Consider the following 20,778-nt stretch of genomic DNA (forward strand, 5'->3'; position numbering starts at 1 on the left):
GAAATTTTATTTTAATTAAAACAAAATGACATATAATTACTACGTTTTATTTTATTAAATTCGCTTCAAAAATTTAATAAAATGACGAAATTCATCTCTACAAAAGAAAAAGACAATTTAAATACACTTCAAAACAACAATAAATCAAATGGCAAGAAAATTGGGCTAATTGTTGGGATAATCGTTATACTTGGAATTATCATCATCCCCCGTGTTTGGGCTAAATTCAACAAAAAAGAAGTAATTTGTCTTAATAATCAAACCCAGATTTATGAAAAATATAAAGAAGCTGTGGTACTAGTTAAACACACGTATGCGCTTCAAATTTCAATTAAGGGATCAGAACCATTTCAGATAACCGTTGACGATAGTTCTTTTGAAGAGAAAACAATTTCCGGCACCGGATTTTTCGTTACTGAGGATGGGAAAATAGTTACTAATCATCATGTCGCTGAACCATGGAAATATACGGGCTCTGATAATAATGATTTTAGCGAATTAAAAAATCATATCGCAGCCATTCTACCAGATTCAATTGATAAAAAAGAGTATAAAACATACCTTGAACTGCACTGGAATGATTATTACGGAGGTGATGAAGAAGGCGATTATTCAGATGAAGAAGCTGAAGGAACCAGTAAAGTTTCAGCCCCGGTGGCAAATGTAGATTCTTCAAATGTTGCTACTGAAGTAAACGATTTGATATCGGATAATAAATCAGAAGAAAAGGCCGTAACTAGCCAAATCACCTACACAAAGCCAGATGAGATCGAGATCGTTCCTAAAACAGTCGAAATAAGCGTTGCCTTGCATGGTTCCAAAGACAATTGGCTGCAATGCAAAGTATATAAAATAGCTGATGGTGATGAAGTGGATGTTGCGGTTTTGCAATTAGTAAGCGAAACATTGCCCTCCTCGGTTTCAAATATTGTCGATTTGGACAATGCCGTAAAAGATGATGCTAGCATAAAACCAGGGACCAACGCTATTTTAATTGGTTATCCAATGGGAATGCAACTCGCCAATACCCGAAAAGGTATAAAAGTGCAGGTTTATGAAGGCCAAATTAATAAAGAATCGGATGGGGTAAGCTTACAGTACAATGTCACTTCGACCCATGGTGCCAGTGGTTCTCCTGTATTTAATGAATGCGGACAGTTAATCGCCATCAATTATGCCGGTTATGATGAAGCCCAAGGATATAATTTCGGAATTGTGGCCAAACATGCCATGACATTGATAGAATAGTTTGTGATTTTTTGTGCCAAAAAGCTTAATTTTGTGACAAACAAACTCCAAAAAGACAATGTTTAAACGTTTTTTTTCAAAAGTCGAACAGCTGCTAATTTTATCGCAATCTGTTTTAAGCCCAAAGCAATTTATCTTTTTATCAAGTGTATTAGTCGGTATTTCTTCAGGTATAGCAGTTATTATCCTGAAAACATTTGCCCACTGGGTATTTAGATTCGCCACTTATATTACAATTCATACGGATGTTTATAATATTGGCCTTTTCAAAATAATGCTGCCTGTAATTGGTATCGTGTTGACGGTATTTGTTGTAAAACGTTTTTTGGGAGGAACTATTGAAAAGGGGACATCACAAATTTTATATGTCGTAGCCAAAAAAGCGAGTATAATTCCAAGAAAACAGATGTATGCCCAAATAATGACAAGCTCGCTTACGGTTGGTTTGGGAGGTTCTGCAGGACTTGAAAGCCCCATCGTAGTTACTGGCGCTGCATTTGGTTCCAATTATGCGCAGAGATATAAATTGCACTACAAAGACAGAACTCTTTTAATTGGTTGTGGAGTTGCGGCGGGAATTGCAGCTGCGTTTAATGCACCAATTGCTGGAGTTTTATTCGCGGTTGAAGTGCTTTTGGTTGATGTTAGCATTTCAGCCTTTACCCCAATAATGATTGCTGCAGCCACTGGAGCATTAGTATCAGCAATTGCATTGGACGAATCTATTTTGTTAAATTTTCCTAGCAGACAAACGTTTAATTACTACAATATCCCTTATTATACCTTACTTGGCATTTGTACTGGTTTTGTAGCGGTTTTTTACGCCAGAAAATTTGAAAAAACAGAACATTACTTTGGGCATTTGCGAATGTCCGCTTATAAAAAAGCGGTTTTTGGCGCTTCTATTTTAGCGTTTATGATCTTTATTTTTCCGACACTTTTTGGAGAAGGATATGAAACCATTAGGATTCTCGCAGGAAGTGACCCTTCAGAATTAATGGAAAATACTTTTTTTAAAGGATTTAGAGAAAATCATTGGGCATTATTGGCTTTTGTTGGCTCCTCACTGTTTCTGAAAGCCTTTGCAACAGGAATCACTTTGGGTAGTGGCGGTAACGGAGGAAACTTTGCTCCTTCCCTATTTTTAGGTTCCTATATTGGTTTTTTCTTTTCGAAATTACTTAATCTTACCGGTTTAACGAATTTGCCAATTGGAAACTTTACCTTGGTAGGGATGGCAGGTATTTTGAGCGCACTGTTTCATGCACCATTAACAGCAATCTTCCTTATTGCGGAGATTACGGGTGGTTATGGTTTGATGATTCCGCTGATGATTGTCGCGTCGACTAGTTTTGCCATTTCCAAACGATTTGAAAAACATTCTTTGGATGTCAAAAATTTGGCCAAAAAAGGACATGCTTTTACCAGCAATAAAGATTCCAACGTCCTTTCGACATTGGATACAAACTCAATCATCCAAACAGATTATTTGAAAATAACACCCGATGAGAACCTTGAGAAATTAGTCGATTTGATTTCCCATTCCAATCAGGTTATTTTTCCTGTGGTTTCAAAAGACAATCGTTTATTGGGAATTGTCCACTTTAATGACATTCGGGAGATTATTTTTAATCCGTACAGGGTAAAATACACTTTGGTAAAAGAAATTATGGTGCAGCCAGTTACGATTATTCATCCTTCTCACAGCATGGAAATCGTAATGAACAAATTCGAATCTTCCCAAAAAAGCTTTCTTCCTGTAATCAGCGACGACAAATATTATGGCTTTATTTCCAAAGCCGTTGCGCTCGATGCATACAGAGCCAAGCTAAAATCGATGATTATAGAATAAAATCTTAATTCCAATAAAAGTTTCTATTATAATTTTTTGGAGCAGAAACATTTGGCTTTTTTGGTGACATCGTCCCGTTTTCCGCTACAATCTTTTGAACCGTCTCGTCTTTTGGACGAGACGGTTCAAAAGGATTTTCACTACACCCGGGGCTAAAGATAGACATTGTTGCTTTTTTGGTAATACCATTCGGATCATCTTTTAATATATTCACTTTGGTACAATTATTCAAAAAGTAAAAACAATAATCAGGTTTGAGATATAAAGAATCAATCAAAATGGTAACTTTGCTTTTTTGCAAAAAATTATGCTAGATACAGACAATACGATTGAAGTTCAGGGCGCCCGCGTTCACAATCTAAAAAACATAGATATTTCCATTCCGAGAGAAAAACTTGTAGTAATTACGGGTCTTTCGGGTTCGGGAAAATCCTCATTGGCGTTCGACACTATTTATGCCGAAGGACAGCGTCGTTACGTAGAAACCTTTTCGGCCTATGCTAGACAATTCCTCGGAGGTTTGGAACGTCCTGATGTCGATAAAATTGACGGACTCTCCCCTGTTATTGCCATCGAGCAAAAAACGACAAGCAAAAGTCCTCGTTCGACTGTTGGAACCATCACTGAGATTTACGATTTCCTTCGTTTGCTTTACGCACGTGGTGCCGATGCTTCCAGTTATAACACAGGAGAAAAAATGGTTTCTTACTCCGATGACCAAATCAAAGAACTGATTATTCAGGATTTTACAGGAAAAAGAATCAATATCCTAGCTCCTGTTATCCGAGCCAGAAAAGGACATTATGCTGAACTTTTTCAACAAATAACCAAACAAGGATTCTTGAAAGTCCGTGTTAATGGAGATATTTTGGACTTGGTTTCGGGGATGAAATTGGATCGTTATAAAACCCACGATATAGAAATTGTTGTTGACAGAATGGTTATTGAGGATACTCCAGACAATGAAAAACGTTTATCCGAAAGTATTAATACTGCAATGCACCACGGTGAAAACGTATTGATGGTTCTCGATCAGGACACTAATGAAGTGCGTTATTTCAGTCGAAATTTGATGTGTCCTTCAACGGGTATTTCGTATCAAAATCCAGAGCCAAACTTATTTTCATTCAACTCACCAAAAGGGGCTTGTGACAATTGCAACGGATTGGGAACTGTGAATCAAATCAATGTTGGAAAAATTATACCAAATCCAAAATTATCGATAAAAGCGGGTGGATTTGCTCCATTGGGTGAATATAAATCATCTTGGATTTTCAAACAATTAGAAATCATTGGCGAAAAGTTTGGTTTTAAAATAACCGATCCAATTGAAAAAATTCCTGCTGAAGCAATGGAAATGATTTTGAATGGAGGAAAAGAAAAATTCACTATTAATTCAAAAGATTTAGGTGTTGCCCGCGATTATAAAATTGATTTTGAAGGAATTGCCCATTTCATAAAAAATCAACATGATGAAAGTGGTTCTACGACAATCAGACGTTGGGCAAAAGAATTCATGGACGAAATAAAATGTCCTGTTTGCGAGGGTTCCCGCTTGAAAAAGGAAGCCAATTATTTTAGGATAAATGAAAAAAGCATATCCGAGTTGTGTGATATGGATATTTCCGATTTGACAGCTTGGTTTTTGGATTTGGACAAGCATTTAACCGATAAACAAAAACGAATTGCTACCGAAGTAATTAAAGAAATCAAAGATCGTTTGGCTTTCCTAATGAATGTAGGCTTGGATTATTTGGCTTTAAGCCGAAGCTCCAAATCGCTTTCGGGTGGTGAGGCACAGCGTATTCGATTGGCAACGCAAATTGGATCGCAATTGGTCGGGGTCTTATATATTTTGGACGAACCAAGTATTGGTTTGCACCAAAGAGATAACGAAAAATTAATCCATTCGTTAGAACAATTGCGAGATATCGGTAACTCGGTTATTGTGGTTGAACACGACAAAGACATGATTGAGCGCGCCGATTACGTGATTGATATCGGTCCAAAAGCCGGTAAATATGGTGGAGAAATTATCAGTATTGGAACGCCAAAAGAAACTTTGGCTTCAGAGACGATTACTGCTCAATATCTGAATGGTAAAATGAAATTGGAAATTCCCGAAAAACGTCGCGAAGGAAATGGAAAATTCGTGAAATTAACCGGAGCTACAGGGAATAACCTTAAAAATGTTTCGATTGAATTGCCTTTAGGTAAAATGATATGCGTCACAGGGGTTTCAGGAAGCGGGAAATCAACATTGATCAACGAAACGCTCTACCCTATTTTCAATGCGCATTATTTCAACGGAGTTAAAATTCCGATGCCATATAAAAAAATCGAAGGCTTGGAACATATTGACAAAGTAATTGATATCGACCAAAGTCCGATTGGAAGAACTCCGCGTTCCAATCCTGCGACTTATACCGAGGTTTTCACAGAAATACGAAACCTGTTTACTATGACTTCTGAGAGTATGATTCGCGGATACAAAGCAGGGCGTTTTAGTTTTAATGTTAAAGGCGGACGATGCGAAACCTGTGAAGGTTCAGGTGTTCGTACAATAGAAATGAACTTCTTGCCTGATGTATATGTAGAATGCGAAACGTGTCAAGGAAAGCGTTTTAACAGGGAAACATTGGAGATTCGCTATAAAGGAAAATCGATCTCTGATGTATTGAATATGACCGTTGATGAAGCAGTTCCTTTCTTTGAAAACATTCCAAAAATTTACAGAAAAATAAAAACGATTCAGGATGTTGGTTTGGGCTACATCACGCTTGGGCAACAAAGTACTACTCTTTCCGGTGGTGAAGCGCAACGTATTAAGTTGGCCGGTGAATTGTCTAAGAAAGACACCGGAAACACTTTTTATATTCTTGATGAACCCACAACAGGTCTGCATTTTGAGGATATTCGGGTATTGATGGACGTAATTAATAAATTGGTTGACAAGGGAAATACTATTTTGATTATTGAACACAATATGGAAGTCATCAAACTAGCCGATTATATTATCGACATTGGCCCTGAAGGCGGAAAAGGAGGCGGACAGCTTGTAGCCAAAGGAACTCCCGAAGAAATCGTAAAAAATAAAAAAAGCTACACGGCACAGTTTTTGAAAAAAGAACTCCCCTAAAATTCCCCTCCTTTGGAGGGGTGCCTGTAGGGCGGGGTGGTTCATGTGTTGTATTTGTAATAATTTTCATAAATTTACCTTTGAGATAACATTAATGGTTAGCGCTTAAGATAAAATTATGGAAAGCAAAAATGAAATAACAACTTATATAAACACCCAACCTATCTATAGAAATTTCATTGAAAACTTGCCATATAATATAAAACTAAAGTCAAGAGCAAGAGCATTACGGAAAGCAGGAGTATTGTCTGAGGTTATTTTTTGGCGACAAGTTCACAAAGGGATGTTTTGGAAAATTGATTTTGATAGACAAAGAATCATAGGCAATTATATTGTGGATTTTTATGTAAAAACCTTGGGGTTGATAATAGAAATTGACGGTTCAAGTCATAATGATAAAGAAGAATACGACCAAAAGAGAGAAGATTATTTAATATCGCTAGGATTAAAAGTTTATAGAATTTCAGATTTACGAGTTAAGCATGATTTGAATAATGTGATGATGGAGTTGGAAAAATATGTTATTGAGGAGTTTGGCAGAAAGTGTTGATTATATCCATATGAACCACCCCGCCCTACGGGCACCCCTCCAAAGGAGGGGAAGACTAACCGAAAATTCTAGAATAAATCCTGAAAATAAAAAGAGCTACACGGCACAGTTTTTGAAAAAAGAGTTATATTTAGATAATGTCTTAATAAAATAAAAACTGAACTGAAAAACGGATGCCCTAGCCCCGAGAAGTGGAAATCCTTTTGTCTCGTCTTTTGGACGAGGTAAAAAGATTGCAATCTCGTCTTTTGGACGAGACGGGATTAGCTCCAAAAAATAAAAAATATGAGATTAGAAGATTTTGACAACGATGAAGATAAAGTAATCCAAGATAAATTAAAGCGAAAAACTTGGAACGAAATAAAAACAAATGACAGTTGGGCGATTTTTAAAATCATGTCCGAGTTTGTAAACGGTTATGATACCATGAGCCGTATTGGGCCTTGTGTGACTATTTTTGGTTCGGCGAGGATAAAACCGGAGGATAAATATTATTTGCTCGCAGAGAAAATTGCCTATAAAATCAGTAAGGCTGGTTATGGCGTGATTACAGGAGGTGGTCCCGGAATTATGGAAGCCGGCAACAAAGGGGCGCATTTAGGGGGAGGGCCTTCAGTTGGACTTAATATTGAGTTGCCATTTGAGCAGCATTTCAACCCTTATATCGATAATGACAAAAACTTAAATTTTGACTATTTCTTTGTTCGAAAAGTAATGTTTGTGAAATATTCTCAGGGATTTGTCGTAATGCCGGGAGGGTTTGGAACTATGGATGAATTATTTGAAGCTATTACTTTGATTCAGACTAAAAAGATTGGAAAATTCCCGATTATCTTAGTAGGAACATCATTTTGGTCAGGTCTGATTGAATGGATTAAAGCAGTTTTAGTCGAAAGAGAACATACCGTCAGTCCCGACGATTTGAATTTATTTAAAGTCGTCGATACCGAAGACGAAGTAGTAGAAGTCTTAGATAAATTCTATAAAAAATACGATTTAAGTCCTAATTTTTAATATCAAGAGCCGTCTCGTCAATAAAAACAAGACGGCTCTTTTCATTTAACGTCTATTGTTGCATTTTGACCACTAAATACTGTAGTTTTCTTAATTTTTTGTAAATTGTATAAAGATTGATATATTTCACGAACAATTTAATTTCCCCAAATTGAGAACTCACGGTAAAATCATCATTTCTATTGTCGTTTTGTTTGTTTTCCACAAACAATATGCGCAGCATCATTCCAAAATGACTGTGGATATGGATATGGGGTCAAAATGCCTGTCAATCGACCAGGAAATTACTTTTTACAACCAAACGGGTGATACCTTAACTTCTATTGTGTTAAACGATTGGAACAATGCTTTTTCGGATAGAAATAGCCCTTTGGGGAAACGTTTTTCCGATGAGTTCTATACTAAGTTTCATATGGCGCAACCACATGAGCGCGGAGGAACGATTAATTTGTATATTGAGGATAAGGATAAAAATATTTTTGCATGGGAAAGATCCAGCAACCATCCTGATTATATCAAAGTTTTACTGCATAGAGTGTTACTTCCCGGTCAAAAAGTAAAACTGCACCTGACTTATGCTTCCCAAATTCCGAGTGACAAATTCACTAAATATGGCCATTTTGAGCAAAAATACGGAATGCATCTAAAAAATTGGTTCCTTACTCCTGCCCGTTACGAAGATCATCAATTTATAAAATACAGCAACGAAAATCTTGATGATATAGCCAATGGAATTTCGGATTTTGAAATTGAGTTGAAAATACCCAATAAAAATGCAATCACAACAGATCTGTCTATTGATGAATTAATACAAACTGAGCAAGAAACCATAGCAAAACTTTCAGGTAAAAAGCGAACCGATTTTGACTTAATTGTAGAGAAAGAGTCAAGTTATAAAAGCTATAAAATTGGTGATTTGGAAGTTATAACAAATCTTGGTTCTGGAAGATTCAGTGATACTTTGAAAACTACAATGATCAAACGAATCGTTGATTTTGCAAACACTAATATTGGGCAATATCCATTTGGTAAAATCGTCGTTTCAGAAGAAGATTATGAAAAAAATCCATTTTATGGTCTGAATCAGCTGCCTAAATTTATGCGCCCGTTTCATTCTGATTTTATTTATGAAATAAAATTTTTAAAAACATATTTGAATAATTTCCTTAAAAATAGTTTGCGGTTGGATTCCAGAAAAGACAACTGGATTTATGATGGAATTCAGGTATTTACAATGATTAATTATATAGATAAATATCATCCCGACAGTAAAATGATGGGATCTGCTTCCAAATATTTTTTGTTGCGAGGATTTAAAATGGCTCAAACCGATTTTAATGAGCAATACAGTTATTATTATATGCTGATGGCTCGCAAAAATCTGGATCAACCACTTAATGCACCAAAAAACACTTTAATAAAGTATAATGTTCAAATTGCAAACAAATACAAAGCAGGTTTGAGTCTTCAATATTTGGATCATTATCTTGGAAATGATTTGATTACATCAGGGGTTCAGGAACTTTATGATATCAATAAAAAAGGTCAAACCGATAGGTCAGTTTTTGAAAGTATTTTAAGAGCAAAAGCTTCAAAAGATATCGATTGGTTTTTTAAATACATAATTGATAGCCGTGATAATATTGATTATAAGCTTGGAGATTTTTCTAAAACTAAAGACAGTATAAGATTTACAGTAAAAAACAAAGGTGTTCCATTGGTTCCTATTCCTGTGTATGGCATCAAAGACAAACAAATTGTGTTTAAAAAATGGCTTGAAATCAGTGAAATTGAAACAACTCTCACTCTCAAGAGGGATAGTATAGATAAGTTAGTACTTAATTATAAAAATGAAGTGCCTGAATTCAATTTGAGAAACAATTGGAAATCATTGTATGATGTTTCTTTGAATCGTCCTCTGAAACTCACATTTTTTGAAGATTTGGAAGATCCGCATCGTTCGCAATTGTTTTATGTACCTACCCTATTTTTCAATAAATATGATGGGTTTGCGCCTGGAGTAAGTTTTTACAACTATAGTTTATTTGATAAACCGTTTATGTTTACCGTAAATCCGATGTATTCCATAACAACCAAATCTGTTGTGGGTAGTTCTGCATTGACAATTAACCAATATTTGAGAGAAAGAAGATTGTATAATATTCGCTATACTCTTAGTGGTTCGTATTTTCATTATGCCTCGGATGCTGCATATCTTAAATTATACCCGAGTTTGGCAATGTTTTTTAGAGAACCGAGTTATCGAGACAACAGAAAACAAGCGATATATGTCAAATACAATATTATTAACAAAGAGCCTTCTTCTTTTGTGACGGACAGTACAGATAATTATTCCATTTTAAATTTTAAATATTCCAATATAAAAACGGAGATTACGAGTCACGTAAAATTCCTTACCGATGTTCAGTTTTCAGGTTATTTTGGAAAAGTATCCGCCGAAATGGAATATCGAAAATTGTTCAACGATAATCGTTATTTTAACGTTAGAGCGTTTGTTGGTACTTTTTTATACAATACCAATAATACTCAGAATTATAATTTTGGAATTTCAAGGGTAAACGATTATTTATTTGATTATGCCGTTTACGCAAGGTCTGATACTGAAGGAATACTAAGTCAACAATATTTTTATGCACAGGGAGGTTTTAAATCTTTTGTGACTCCTAGAGAATCTAATCAATGGTTAGCAACAACAAACTTGAGTTATAGTTTGTTATGGAATTGGGTCGATGCCTATGCCGATTTTGGTTTGGTTAAAAACAAAGGCATGAATAATACGTTTATTTATGATAGTGGAATAAGGCTAAATTTGGTTCAGGATTACTTTGAATTATTCTTTCCAGTTTATTCCTCTAACGGATTTGAAATGGCCGAAAAAAATTATGGCGAAAAAATAAGGTTTATCTTCGTTTTTAATCCAAAATCATTAATTAACCTTTTTACCCGAAAATGGTTTTAAATCAAAATAAAAACTTTAAAATATTGAATTATAGTTTGTTTTTTAAATTAAAATTGAATATATCGTAAAAATACATTCGTTTTACTGGAGATTTTTTCATAAAAAAATATAAAATTACAGAATTCTATAACGATATATAAGTAGTTTTTGATTAGCTTTGCACCGTGAAAGCTATACTTTTAAATTATGATAAAAGAGAAAGTCGATACTGGTTTAACATTTGAAGATTTTAAAACCGAAGTCTTAAATGATTACAGAATTGCCGTAATAAGCCGAGAATGTAGTTTATTAGGCCGTAAAGAAGTATTAACTGGAAAAGCCAAGTTCGGTATTTTTGGCGATGGCAAGGAAGTACCGCAGCTTGCGATGGCGAAATGCTTTAGGAATGGAGACTTTCGGTCAGGCTATTATCGAGATCAAACTTTTATGATGGCCATAGGCGAATTGACAATTGAACAATTTTTCGCCGGTTTATATGGTCACACTGATATTGAGTTGGAACCAATGTCTGCAGGAAGACAAATGGGAGGACATTTTGTTACCCACAGTTTGAATGAAGACGGATCTTGGAAAAACTTAACACAACAAAAAAATTCAAGCGCCGATATTTCTCCAACTGCAGCTCAAATGCCTAGATTACTTGGATTGGCACAAGCTTCAAAAATTTACAGAAACGTTCCAGGCATCCCAGATGCAGATCAATTCTCTATTAACGGGAACGAAATTGCATGGGGAACAATAGGAAATGCAAGCACTTCAGAAGGATTATTTTTTGAGACTATTAATGCTGCGGGAGTTTTGCAAGTTCCAATGGTTATGAGTGTATGGGATGACGAATATGGAATTTCAGTACATGCCAAATACCAAACTTGCAAAGAAAGTATTTCGGAAATTTTGAAAGGATACCAAAAAGATGAAAATTCGAATGGTTTTGAAATACTAAAAGTAAAAGGTTGGGATTATGTTGATTTAGTTGCCACTTACGAAAAAGCGGCCGAAATCGCCCGTGAACAACATGTTCCAGTACTCATTCATGTTGAACAGTTGACGCAACCTCAAGGGCACTCCAGTTCAGGTTCACACGAACGATATAAAAATGCTGCCCGATTGGCTTGGGAAAAAGACTTTGACTGTATTCGTCAAATGAAATTATGGATGATTGCCATTAATATAGCATCACCGGAAGAAATTGACGCGATTGATTTGGAAGCCAAAAAAGAGGTTTTCGAAGGTAAAAAAATAGCATGGAACGCTTTTATCGGTCCAATAATTGAAGATCAAAATCAGGTAATTTCAATTTTAGAAAGAATAGCGACCACAAGTCCTAAAAAAGAAGAAATTCTTAAAAATGTTGCGGCATTAAAAAGCATCAAATCGCCTTTGAAAAAGGAAATAATGTCAATCTCAAGAAAATCATTGCGATTGATTATTAATGAAGATGATAAAGCAGAATTATCGCAATGGATTACCAATTTTATTAAAAAAGAACAAATAAAATTCAGTAGTCATTTACATTCTGAATCCAACAAAAATGTGTTTTCGGTTAAAGAAGTTTTACCAGAATACCCTAGCAATGCTACACCGGATACAGATGGTAGAATGATTCTTCGAGATAATTTTGATGCACTTTTCTCTAAATATCCGGAAGCTTTGGTCTTTGGTGAGGATGCTGGAAATATTGGTGATGTAAACCAAGGTCTTGAAGGAATGCAGGAGAAATACGGAGAGCTACGAGTAGCTGATACTGGAATACGTGAAGCTACTATAATTGGACAAGGAATTGGAATGGCATTGAGAGGATTGCGTCCGATTGCTGAAATTCAATATTTGGATTACCTATTGTATGCCATTCAAATCATGAGTGATGATTTGGCTACTTTACAATACAGAACTTTGGGTAAACAAAAAGCACCGCTTATTGTTCGTACCCGCGGACACCGGTTGGAAGGTATTTGGCATTCCGGTTCGCCAATGGGAATGATTATTAATGCAATCAGAGGAATGCACGTGTTGGTTCCAAGAAATATGACACAAGCAGCAGGTTTTTATAATACTTTATTAGCATGCGATGAACCTGCTTTGATAATCGAATGTTTAAATGGTTACCGATTAAAAGAAAAAGCGCCTTTGAATTATGGAGAATTCAAAACACCAATCGGTGTAGTTGAAACATTGAGAAAAGGTTCTGATATTACACTTGTTTCCTATGGTTCTACTTTACGCTTAGTAGAACAAGCTGCCAAAGAATTATTTGAAACAGGAATTGATTGTGAAGTAATCGATTTACAATCATTGTTGCCTTTTGATATTAATCATGATATTGTAAAAAGTATTGCTAAAACCAATCGATTACTGGTAGTCGACGAAGATGTTCCTGGAGGAGCTTCAGCATTTATTTTGCAACAAATCATTGAAGAGCAAAATGCTTACAATTATTTAGACAGCAAACCGCAAACTCTGACAGCACAAGCGCATCGACCAGCTTACGGAACAGATGGTGATTATTTTTCAAAACCTTCTGCTGAAGATATTTACGAAAAGGTGTATGCAATGATGAATGAAGTAAATCCTTCAAAATATCCAAGTTTGTATTAAAATTTAAAATCAATATCCAAATCCCATTCGCTTCTGCAAATGGGATTTTTTTATCTTTAGCAAAACCTAATCATAACTATTTTTAATGGCATCTTTAGAAACTTTATTTTTAGAATTAGACGATATAAGAGTTATTGACCGCACTATCCCCTACTCAGAATATTTTCCTTTTGACTTGTCTGAATCCAATCAGGAATTAAATCAACTTAATCTTTCAGATGCTACTCAATTTGAAGTATATCTTGATAATTATTTAGCTAAAAATAAAGCTCGTGTTGCCTATGGAGGTTATGGAGAAATACGTAATCTGTATAAAAGAAGTACGGTTTTCAATGATGCAAGTACTGAGGAACGAAATATCCATATTGGTTTGGATTTATGGATTAAAGCAGGGACTTCTGTTTTAGCTGCATTGGATGGGAAAGTGCATAGTTTTCAAAACAATAATAATTTAGGTGATTATGGCCCAACAATTATTTTGGAACACGAATTAAGCGGAACTATTTTCTATACTTTATATGGGCATTTATCTTTAGAGAGCATCACTTCCCTGAAAATTGGTGATTTTTTTGCAAAAGGGCAACAGCTGGCAACTTTGGGAGATTCCACCGTAAATGGTGATTACGCTCCTCATTTGCATTTTCAAATTATAAAAAATATTGAAGATAATTTTGGAGACTATCCTGGAGTTTGTAGCAAAAGTAATTTGGATTTTTATCTGGAAAATTGCCCTGATCCTAACCTATTGTTGAAATTAAAATAACAACTTGATTTTAAAACCATTGGTGATAAAAATATTTTTAAATCAATTACTACGATTCTTTTAACATTGATTTTAGAAATATTCAACTTAATTTTAAGCTTGTATTCCCTATTTCGAGCGTTATGATAGTTAAAGAGATATTTTTTATCTATAACTTAAAATAACATATCATGAAATCCATATGCAAAATAGCAGTTTTCTTCATTGCTTTCAATACGTGGACAATGATATCGCCTCAAAAGGCAACTGCGCAAGTATCAATAAATTTTCAGGTTTTTTACGATGATTTAAGTCCCTATGGAAGCTGGGTGCTTAATTCACATTATGGATATGTTTGGATCCCAGATGTTGCCGTTGGCTTTATTCCTTACGGTACAAATGGTAATTGGATATATACAAATGTTGGTTGGACATGGGTTTCAAATTATCCTTGGGGATGGGCTCCTTTTCATTATGGTCGTTGGTATTTTGACTATATGTATGGTTGGGTATGGGTTCCGGATTATGACTGGGGACCAGCTTGGGTTGTTTGGAGAAGATGCGAAGGTTATTATGGATGGGCACCTATAGGCCCGGGAATCAGTATTAGTGTGGCATACGGGGGTAGCTACAATTTGCCTTCAAATCAATGGATATTGGTAAGAGACCGAGACATGGGAAGAAGAAATATCAATAATTATTACGTCCGTTCTTCAGACAATGACAGAATCCTTAGAAATTCTACTGTAATTAACAACATCAGAACAGACAACACCAATAGAGTAAGATATGGTGTTGGGCCAAATAGAAACGAAATAGAAAAAAGAATTGGTTCAGAAATTAGCCCTGTTGCTATTAGAGAGCGAAGTAAACCGGGGCATAATTACGATAAAAATGATCTTTACATTTATAAACCCAGAGTAGAAAGACAAACTGCTTCGGGTAATAGGCCTATTCCATATAAAGTGGTTCCAATGAAAGATGTAAAATCAAATAACAGATCAAATGCTTCAGAGCAACGTAATGATCGACCAGATCAAAGGGAACCAAATAATCTAAATCAAGAACAAAATCGTGGTAATCAACACCCCCAACGTAATGATCAATCTGTTCCTAAACCAAACAAACAAAATCAAGAACCAAATCCTGGGTATCACCCCCCACAACGTAATGAGCAATCTGTTCCTCAACAACATAATAATAGACAATATCAACCGCAATATCCTCAGGAATCAAACCGAGGAAATCAACAGCCACAACGTAGCGAGCAATCGGTTCCTCAGCCACAAAACAACAGACAATATCAGCCGCAATATCCTCAGGAATCAAACCGTAGTAATCAACAGCCACAACGAAATGCTCAACCGTCTCCTCAGCAAAATGAAAATCGAGGAGAACATCAAAAACATTAGCAGTGGTGACTTATAGTAAAAAATAATAAAAGTCATTATTTTTACAGTTCTGATTCAAAATCAGGCAGTAAAAATTTTGACTTTTTTTGTAAAACTAAAAACATTTGGTATGATGATTGAAACTTTGAAAGAAATATTTAATAGAGACTTGAAAAAATTGAAATTTGAGATTGAATCGTATCAGAATGAGGATAAAATTTGGTACATCGAAAAAGAAATTGCCAATTCAGCGGGGAATCTTTGTTTGCACCTTATAGGTAATTTAAACACATATATTGGTGCTCAAATTGGCAACACCAATTATATAAGAAATAGAGAATTGGAATTTTCCAATAAAAATGTTCCTAAATCAGCTTTAATCATTCAAATAGAAGAAACAATTCAGACAATTAATAATTCGCTAAACCTTATGAACGATGAGGATTTAAAAAAAGAACATTCTTTTTCAGTTTTTGAATCCAAAACATCAAAAGGGTTTTTATTAACGCATCTGACTACACATTTGGCTTATCATTTGGGACAAATAAATTATCATAGACGTTTACTTGACGATAAAACAGGTAATGGTTAATAGTTTTTTCGTGTTATACTTACTAAAACTTTTTAATAGGAACTTCTTTTGAGAAGAAATATTGGATAATTATAATTTTTAATAAATAAAATCTTTCAATTTAAACTAACAATAAGTTTTCTCGATAACGTAATAGTTTTTAGGAATAATCATTAAAACTATGTAATATTTATACATAAATGTTAATATTACACAATACCTTAAAATTTATTTAAAAATCAAATCCTACGTTTATGAGGTTCGTAAAATGGTTAACTTTACTAATGTAAATCAGATTGTTATAATCACAAAAAAAATTAACTACAAACAATTTAAACAAAATGAAAAGTACGACTGAAACATTATGTTTTAAAACAGGGAATTGGAATAATACAATTGATGTCTATGATTTTGTATTGCAAAATGTTAGCCCTTATGAAGGAGATTCAAAATTTTTATCAGGACCATCAGAAAGAACTAAAAAACTTTGGGATATTTGCAAAGAAAATTTACTTCAGGAAAGAAAAAACAATGGATGTTTGGCGATTGATACAAATGTCATTTCAAATTTGACCTCATTTGGCCCAGGGTATATTGACAAAAAAAATGAAGTTATTGTAGGTTTACAAACCGACCAACTTTTGAAAAGAGCCATGAAGCCTTTCGGAGGAATTAAATTGGTTCAATCTGCTTTGGCTGAAAGAGGATTGCAAGTATCTGATGAAGTGGTTAAAATTTTTAATTATGCCAAAGATCACAATCAAGCAGTTTTCAGTGCTTACGATAGTGAAATTAGAGCTTTTCGTTCTAAACACTTATTGACTGGTTTGCCTGATAATTATGCAAGAGGAAGAATCATTGGTGATTTTAGAAGAATTCCTCTTTATGGTGTAGATCGTTTAATTGAATCCAAAAAAGCAGATTTTGCTGCTGTTGGGGGTGAAATGACAGACCACAAGGTACGTCTTAGAGAAGAAATCACTTCTCAAATAAGCGCATTGCAGGATATGAAATTAATGGCTCATACTTATGGACTTGATATTTCTGTACCAGCGGCCAATGCTCATGAAGCGGTTCAATTCACTTACTTAGCTTATTTAAGTGCAGTAAAAGAACAAGATGGAGCTGCTATGTCACTAGGTAACGTTTCTTCTTTCTTAGACATTTATATCCAAAATGATTTAAAATCTGGTCTTATTACCGAAGAGGAAGCACAAGAATTTATCGACCAATTCGTAATGAAATTGCGTTTAGTTCGTCACTTACGTCCAGGAAGTTATGATGAAATTTTTGGTGGAGACCCAACTTGGGTAACTGAAGCTATCGGAGGACAATTCAATGACGGAAGAACGAAAGTAACTAAAACCTCTTTCAGATTCTTACAAACACTTTATAATTTAGGAGCTTCTCCAGAACCAAATTTAACTATTCTTTGGTCTCAAAAATTACCACAAGGATTTAAAGATTTCTGTGCTCAAGTATCTATTGACACTTCATCTCTTCAATACGAGAATGATGACTTGATGCGTCCAAATAGAGGTTCTGATGATTATGGAATCGCTTGTTGTGTATCTTACCAAAAAATTGGAAAAAGAATTCAACACTTTGGAGCTCGTGCCAATTTGCCAAAAGCTTTATTGATGGCTTTAAATGGAGGTCGTGAAGAAGATAAAGGATCTGTAGTTATCAAAAATATTCCTCAAATGAAGGATGGAGTATTAGACTATGATTCAGTAATGGATATTTTCAAAACAACTTTGGCTGAAGTAGCAAGAGTTTATGCTAAATCAATGTACATCATTCACTATATGCATGACAAATACTATTATGAAAGAGCTCAAATGGCTTTGATCGATAGTGACCCAGGAATTGATATTGCATACGGTGCTGCAGGTATTTCTATTATTGCCGATTCTCTTTCTGCAATTAAATATGCTAAAGTAACTCCTGTAAGAAATGATATCGGGTTAACTGTAGATTTTAACATTGAAGGTGATTTCCCTAAGTATGGTAATGATGACGACAGAGTTGACAGTATTGCACAAGAAATAACAAAAATCTTTATTGACGAATTAAGAAAACACAGAGCTTATAAAGATGCTACTCCAACACTATCGCTATTGACAATTACTTCAAATGTGATGTACGGAACGAATACAGGTTCTACTCCTGATGGACGTAAAGCAGGTGAAGCTTTTGCTCCGGGAGCAAACCCAATGCACGGTAGAGATGTAAATGGTGCTATTGCTTCTTTAAATTCAGTAAGTAAATTGAGTTATGATGATGCTCAAGATGGTATATCAAATACATTTTCAATGGTTCCAAAATCATTAGGATCTGACAAAGAAGAACAAGTTTCAAATTTAGTTGGTATCATGGATGGTTATTTCGCAAGAAATGCACATCACTTAAATGTAAATGTTTTGGATAAGGAAACTTTAATGGATGCTTATGAACACCCTGAGAATTATCCTCAATTAACAATTAGAGTTTCTGGATATGCTGTGAATTTTGTTAGATTATCCAAAGCACATCAATTGGAAGTTATCACTAGAACTTTCCACGAAACAATGTAAATTTCAAAATAAATCGTATTTTTGATTAGAACCAATTAACCTGTCTAAAGAACTTCAAATAATTGAGTTTTTAGACAGGTTTTTTTAAACCCACATACTGATGTATTTTCCTCAACAACAATATACAGACGATTCCATTGACGTACATAACCCCGACTTGTTACGTATTCATTCCATAGAAACATTAGGAACTCATGATGGTCCTGGAATTCGGATGGTAGTTTTTGTTCAAGGATGCCAATTCAGATGTTTATATTGCCAAAATCCAGATACCATTGATATTCATGGAGGTTCTTTTGTGCCTATAGAGGAATTAGTTGAAAAAGCTTTGCACCAAAAATCATATTTTGGCAAAAAAGGAGGAGTAACAGTTTCAGGAGGCGAACCTTTGTTGCAGCGCGAAAAATTGATACATTTTTTTGATCGTTTACACGAAAATGGTATTAATACTTGCCTCGATTCAAATGGGAGAGTTTTGGATTCCAAAACAGAACAGCTATTAGAAAGAACCGATTTATTGCTTTTGGATGTCAAACATATTAATAAAGAGTGGCATAAAAAACTAACAGGTCTAAAAAACAAAACTACACTGCGCGTAGCTGAGTATAGAGAAAGTACAGGCAAACCAATGTGGTTACGTTATGTATTAGTTCCAGGATGGAGTGACCAAGAGGAATATCTACACGAATGGGGAAAACATTTCGCTTCGTATAAAACTATTGAAAAGGTTGAAATTATTCCTTTTCATCAGTTGGGAAAACACAAATGGGAAGTGATGGGATTGGAATATCAATTAGCCGATACACAACCTCCAACTAAGGAAGAAGTAAATAAAGCAGCCGAAATTTTCAGGCTTTACTTCAAAAATGTAAAAATTAAATAAGGTATTTATAAATTACAATTATACAATCATGTCAAAAAATAAATATTTGATCGTATTGGCAGGAATGATTATGCAACTGTCAATTGGATCAATTTATGCGTATAGCAAATGGATCGAACCATTAACAAAAGAATTAAACTGGGAAGCTCATGATACCAAAACAGGATTTAGTTTAGCCATTTGTTTCTTAGGATTAACTGCCGCTTTTATGGGGAAATTTGCCCAAAAAGTAGGTCCAACAAAAGCAGGATTATTAGGAACATTTTTTTTAATTATAGGTTTATTGGGCAGTTCACTGGCTGTTAAAATAAATTCAATTTATTTATTCTACTTAACATTTGGTGTTTTGCAGGGAATTGGTTTAGGATTTGGATATATTGTTCCAGTCTATACCGTTGTAAAATGGTTTCCTGACCGTCCGGGATTGGCTTCAGGAATTATCATTATGTCATTTGCATTGGGATCTTTATTGGCTTCATTTTTAATCGGGCCATTGTATGCTTCTTTAGGATTGTCCGGAGCATTTTTAACTTTTGCAATAGGCTATGGAATTTGTATGCTATTGAGTGCTTTATATTTGGAAAACCCATCAAACACATCTCTTAATCAACATGTCCATGTAGATTTAACACCTAAAGAAATTGTTTCAGACAAACGATTTATCGCACTGTGGTTGTTGTTATTTCTAAATGTTTGTGGTGGTATTGCAATCATTTCAAAGGCAGCAATATTGGGCGAGGAAGTGGTAGGAATGAGCGCTACAGAAGCAACTATGTTTGTAGCCATTATTGGTTTATTCAATGGATTAGGACGTTTATTTTGGTCTAGTATTTCAGATAAAATTGGATGTTGGAATACGTTTATGATTTTTATCGGAATAAATGCGGTCTGCTTTGCTTTAATACCAACTTTTTCAACTAATCAAGTTTCGTTTCAAACCTTAACATTTGTCATAATTGCTGGTTATGGAGCTGGATTTGCGACTATGCCTTCTTTTGTAAAAAACATTTTTGGCGCTGAAAAATATGGACAAGTACTTGGTTATACATTAACTGCTTGGTCAGCAGCAGCATTTGCGGGGCCATTATTGTTAGGCTTAAGTACAGAAATCACTATTTTCTATCTGTTTGCCATATTGTTAGTCATTGCTTTATTGGTTGGTCTATGGCTAAAAGGATTGTTATTGAAAGTTGCTTAAAAATATTTTTATTTGAAAAACAGAAAAGCAGTCAACTAC

The 20,778-nt window shown here is 34.8% G+C and carries 14 protein-coding genes; 13 read left to right on the forward strand and 1 reads right to left on the reverse strand.

Annotated features, from left to right (window positions below; translation table 11 throughout):
- The first annotated feature begins 81 nt into the window (after positions 1–81).
- Entirely contained in the window at positions 82–1,248 is a 1,167-nt protein-coding gene (locus OZP12_RS12045) for a S1 family peptidase (RefSeq protein WP_281225241.1), read from the forward strand.
- Positions 1,249–1,306: 58 nt separating this feature from the next.
- Positions 1,307–3,100, forward strand: coding sequence for a chloride channel protein (locus OZP12_RS12050; protein ID WP_281225242.1), 1,794 nt, complete (start codon positions 1,307–1,309; stop codon positions 3,098–3,100).
- A 4-nt stretch (positions 3,101–3,104) separates the two neighbouring features.
- Here OZP12_RS12050 and OZP12_RS12055 read toward each other — a convergent pair whose 3' ends face one another.
- Positions 3,105–3,314, reverse strand: coding sequence for a hypothetical protein (locus OZP12_RS12055; protein ID WP_281225243.1), 210 nt, complete (start codon positions 3,312–3,314; stop codon positions 3,105–3,107).
- 93 nt (positions 3,315–3,407) lie between these two features.
- Here OZP12_RS12055 and uvrA point away from each other — a divergent pair, with 93 nt between their 5' ends.
- The 11 genes from uvrA to OZP12_RS12110 all read left to right on the forward strand — a co-directional run bounded on the left by uvrA (position 3,408) and on the right by OZP12_RS12110 (position 20,739).
- The gene (uvrA, locus tag OZP12_RS12060; protein WP_281225244.1) at positions 3,408–6,239 is read left to right on the forward strand and encodes an excinuclease ABC subunit UvrA; all 2,832 of its coding nucleotides are present in this window, start codon (positions 3,408–3,410) and stop codon (positions 6,237–6,239) included.
- Positions 6,240–6,357: 118 nt separating this feature from the next.
- Positions 6,358–6,789 carry an endonuclease domain-containing protein gene (locus tag OZP12_RS12065; RefSeq protein ID WP_281225245.1) on the forward strand — a complete coding sequence of 144 codons (432 nt, stop codon included), beginning with the start codon at positions 6,358–6,360 and terminating at the stop codon, positions 6,787–6,789.
- A 285-nt stretch (positions 6,790–7,074) separates the two neighbouring features.
- Positions 7,075–7,803, forward strand: coding sequence for an LOG family protein (locus OZP12_RS12070; protein WP_281225246.1), 729 nt, complete (start codon positions 7,075–7,077; stop codon positions 7,801–7,803).
- Positions 7,804–7,954: 151 nt separating this feature from the next.
- Positions 7,955–10,783 (forward strand): gluzincin family metallopeptidase, encoded by a 2,829-nt coding sequence (locus OZP12_RS12075; RefSeq protein ID WP_349293541.1) that lies wholly within the window; start codon positions 7,955–7,957, stop codon positions 10,781–10,783.
- Between the two features lie 186 nt (positions 10,784–10,969).
- Positions 10,970–13,378, forward strand: coding sequence for an alpha-ketoacid dehydrogenase subunit alpha/beta (locus tag OZP12_RS12080; RefSeq protein WP_281225247.1), 2,409 nt, complete (start codon positions 10,970–10,972; stop codon positions 13,376–13,378).
- Positions 13,379–13,463: 85 nt separating this feature from the next.
- On the forward strand, positions 13,464–14,141 hold the full coding sequence (locus OZP12_RS12085; protein WP_281225249.1) for a peptidoglycan DD-metalloendopeptidase family protein: 678 nt from the start codon (positions 13,464–13,466) through the stop codon (positions 14,139–14,141).
- Positions 14,142–14,311: 170 nt separating this feature from the next.
- Positions 14,312–15,532, forward strand: coding sequence for a DUF6600 domain-containing protein (locus tag OZP12_RS12090; protein ID WP_281225250.1), 1,221 nt, complete (start codon positions 14,312–14,314; stop codon positions 15,530–15,532).
- Between the two features lie 109 nt (positions 15,533–15,641).
- A complete protein-coding gene (locus OZP12_RS12095; RefSeq protein ID WP_281225251.1) occupies positions 15,642–16,103 on the forward strand; it encodes a DinB family protein in 462 nt (153 codons plus the stop codon).
- A 320-nt stretch (positions 16,104–16,423) separates the two neighbouring features.
- On the forward strand, positions 16,424–18,658 hold the full coding sequence (gene pflB, locus OZP12_RS12100; RefSeq protein ID WP_281225252.1) for a formate C-acetyltransferase: 2,235 nt from the start codon (positions 16,424–16,426) through the stop codon (positions 18,656–18,658).
- 100 nt (positions 18,659–18,758) lie between these two features.
- Entirely contained in the window at positions 18,759–19,541 is a 783-nt protein-coding gene (gene pflA, locus OZP12_RS12105) for a pyruvate formate-lyase-activating protein (protein ID WP_281225253.1), read from the forward strand.
- Positions 19,542–19,569: 28 nt separating this feature from the next.
- Positions 19,570–20,739, forward strand: coding sequence for an L-lactate MFS transporter (locus OZP12_RS12110; RefSeq protein ID WP_281225254.1), 1,170 nt, complete (start codon positions 19,570–19,572; stop codon positions 20,737–20,739).
- Positions 20,740–20,778: the final 39 nt, after the last annotated feature.

The sequence above is a fragment of the Flavobacterium aquiphilum genome (assembly GCF_027111335.1).
In the GTDB taxonomy this organism is placed as follows: domain Bacteria; phylum Bacteroidota; class Bacteroidia; order Flavobacteriales; family Flavobacteriaceae; genus Flavobacterium; species Flavobacterium aquiphilum.

What these genes read in the sequence shown, in the direction of transcription:
- OZP12_RS12045 (WP_281225241.1), top strand. Translation starts at nt 82, where the DNA reads ATGACGAAATTCATCTCTACAAAAGAAAAAGACAATTTAAATACACTT.
- OZP12_RS12050 (WP_281225242.1), top strand. Translation starts at nt 1,307, where the DNA reads ATGTTTAAACGTTTTTTTTCAAAAGTCGAACAGCTGCTAATTTTATCG.
- uvrA (WP_281225244.1), top strand. Translation starts at nt 3,408, where the DNA reads ATGCTAGATACAGACAATACGATTGAAGTTCAGGGCGCCCGCGTTCAC.
- OZP12_RS12065 (WP_281225245.1), top strand. Translation starts at nt 6,358, where the DNA reads ATGGAAAGCAAAAATGAAATAACAACTTATATAAACACCCAACCTATC.
- OZP12_RS12070 (WP_281225246.1), top strand. Translation starts at nt 7,075, where the DNA reads ATGAGATTAGAAGATTTTGACAACGATGAAGATAAAGTAATCCAAGAT.
- OZP12_RS12080 (WP_281225247.1), top strand. Translation starts at nt 10,970, where the DNA reads ATGATAAAAGAGAAAGTCGATACTGGTTTAACATTTGAAGATTTTAAA.
- OZP12_RS12085 (WP_281225249.1), top strand. Translation starts at nt 13,464, where the DNA reads ATGGCATCTTTAGAAACTTTATTTTTAGAATTAGACGATATAAGAGTT.
- OZP12_RS12090 (WP_281225250.1), top strand. Translation starts at nt 14,312, where the DNA reads ATGAAATCCATATGCAAAATAGCAGTTTTCTTCATTGCTTTCAATACG.
- OZP12_RS12095 (WP_281225251.1), top strand. Translation starts at nt 15,642, where the DNA reads ATGATGATTGAAACTTTGAAAGAAATATTTAATAGAGACTTGAAAAAA.
- pflB (WP_281225252.1), top strand. Translation starts at nt 16,424, where the DNA reads ATGAAAAGTACGACTGAAACATTATGTTTTAAAACAGGGAATTGGAAT.
- pflA (WP_281225253.1), top strand. Translation starts at nt 18,759, where the DNA reads ATGTATTTTCCTCAACAACAATATACAGACGATTCCATTGACGTACAT.
- OZP12_RS12110 (WP_281225254.1), top strand. Translation starts at nt 19,570, where the DNA reads ATGTCAAAAAATAAATATTTGATCGTATTGGCAGGAATGATTATGCAA.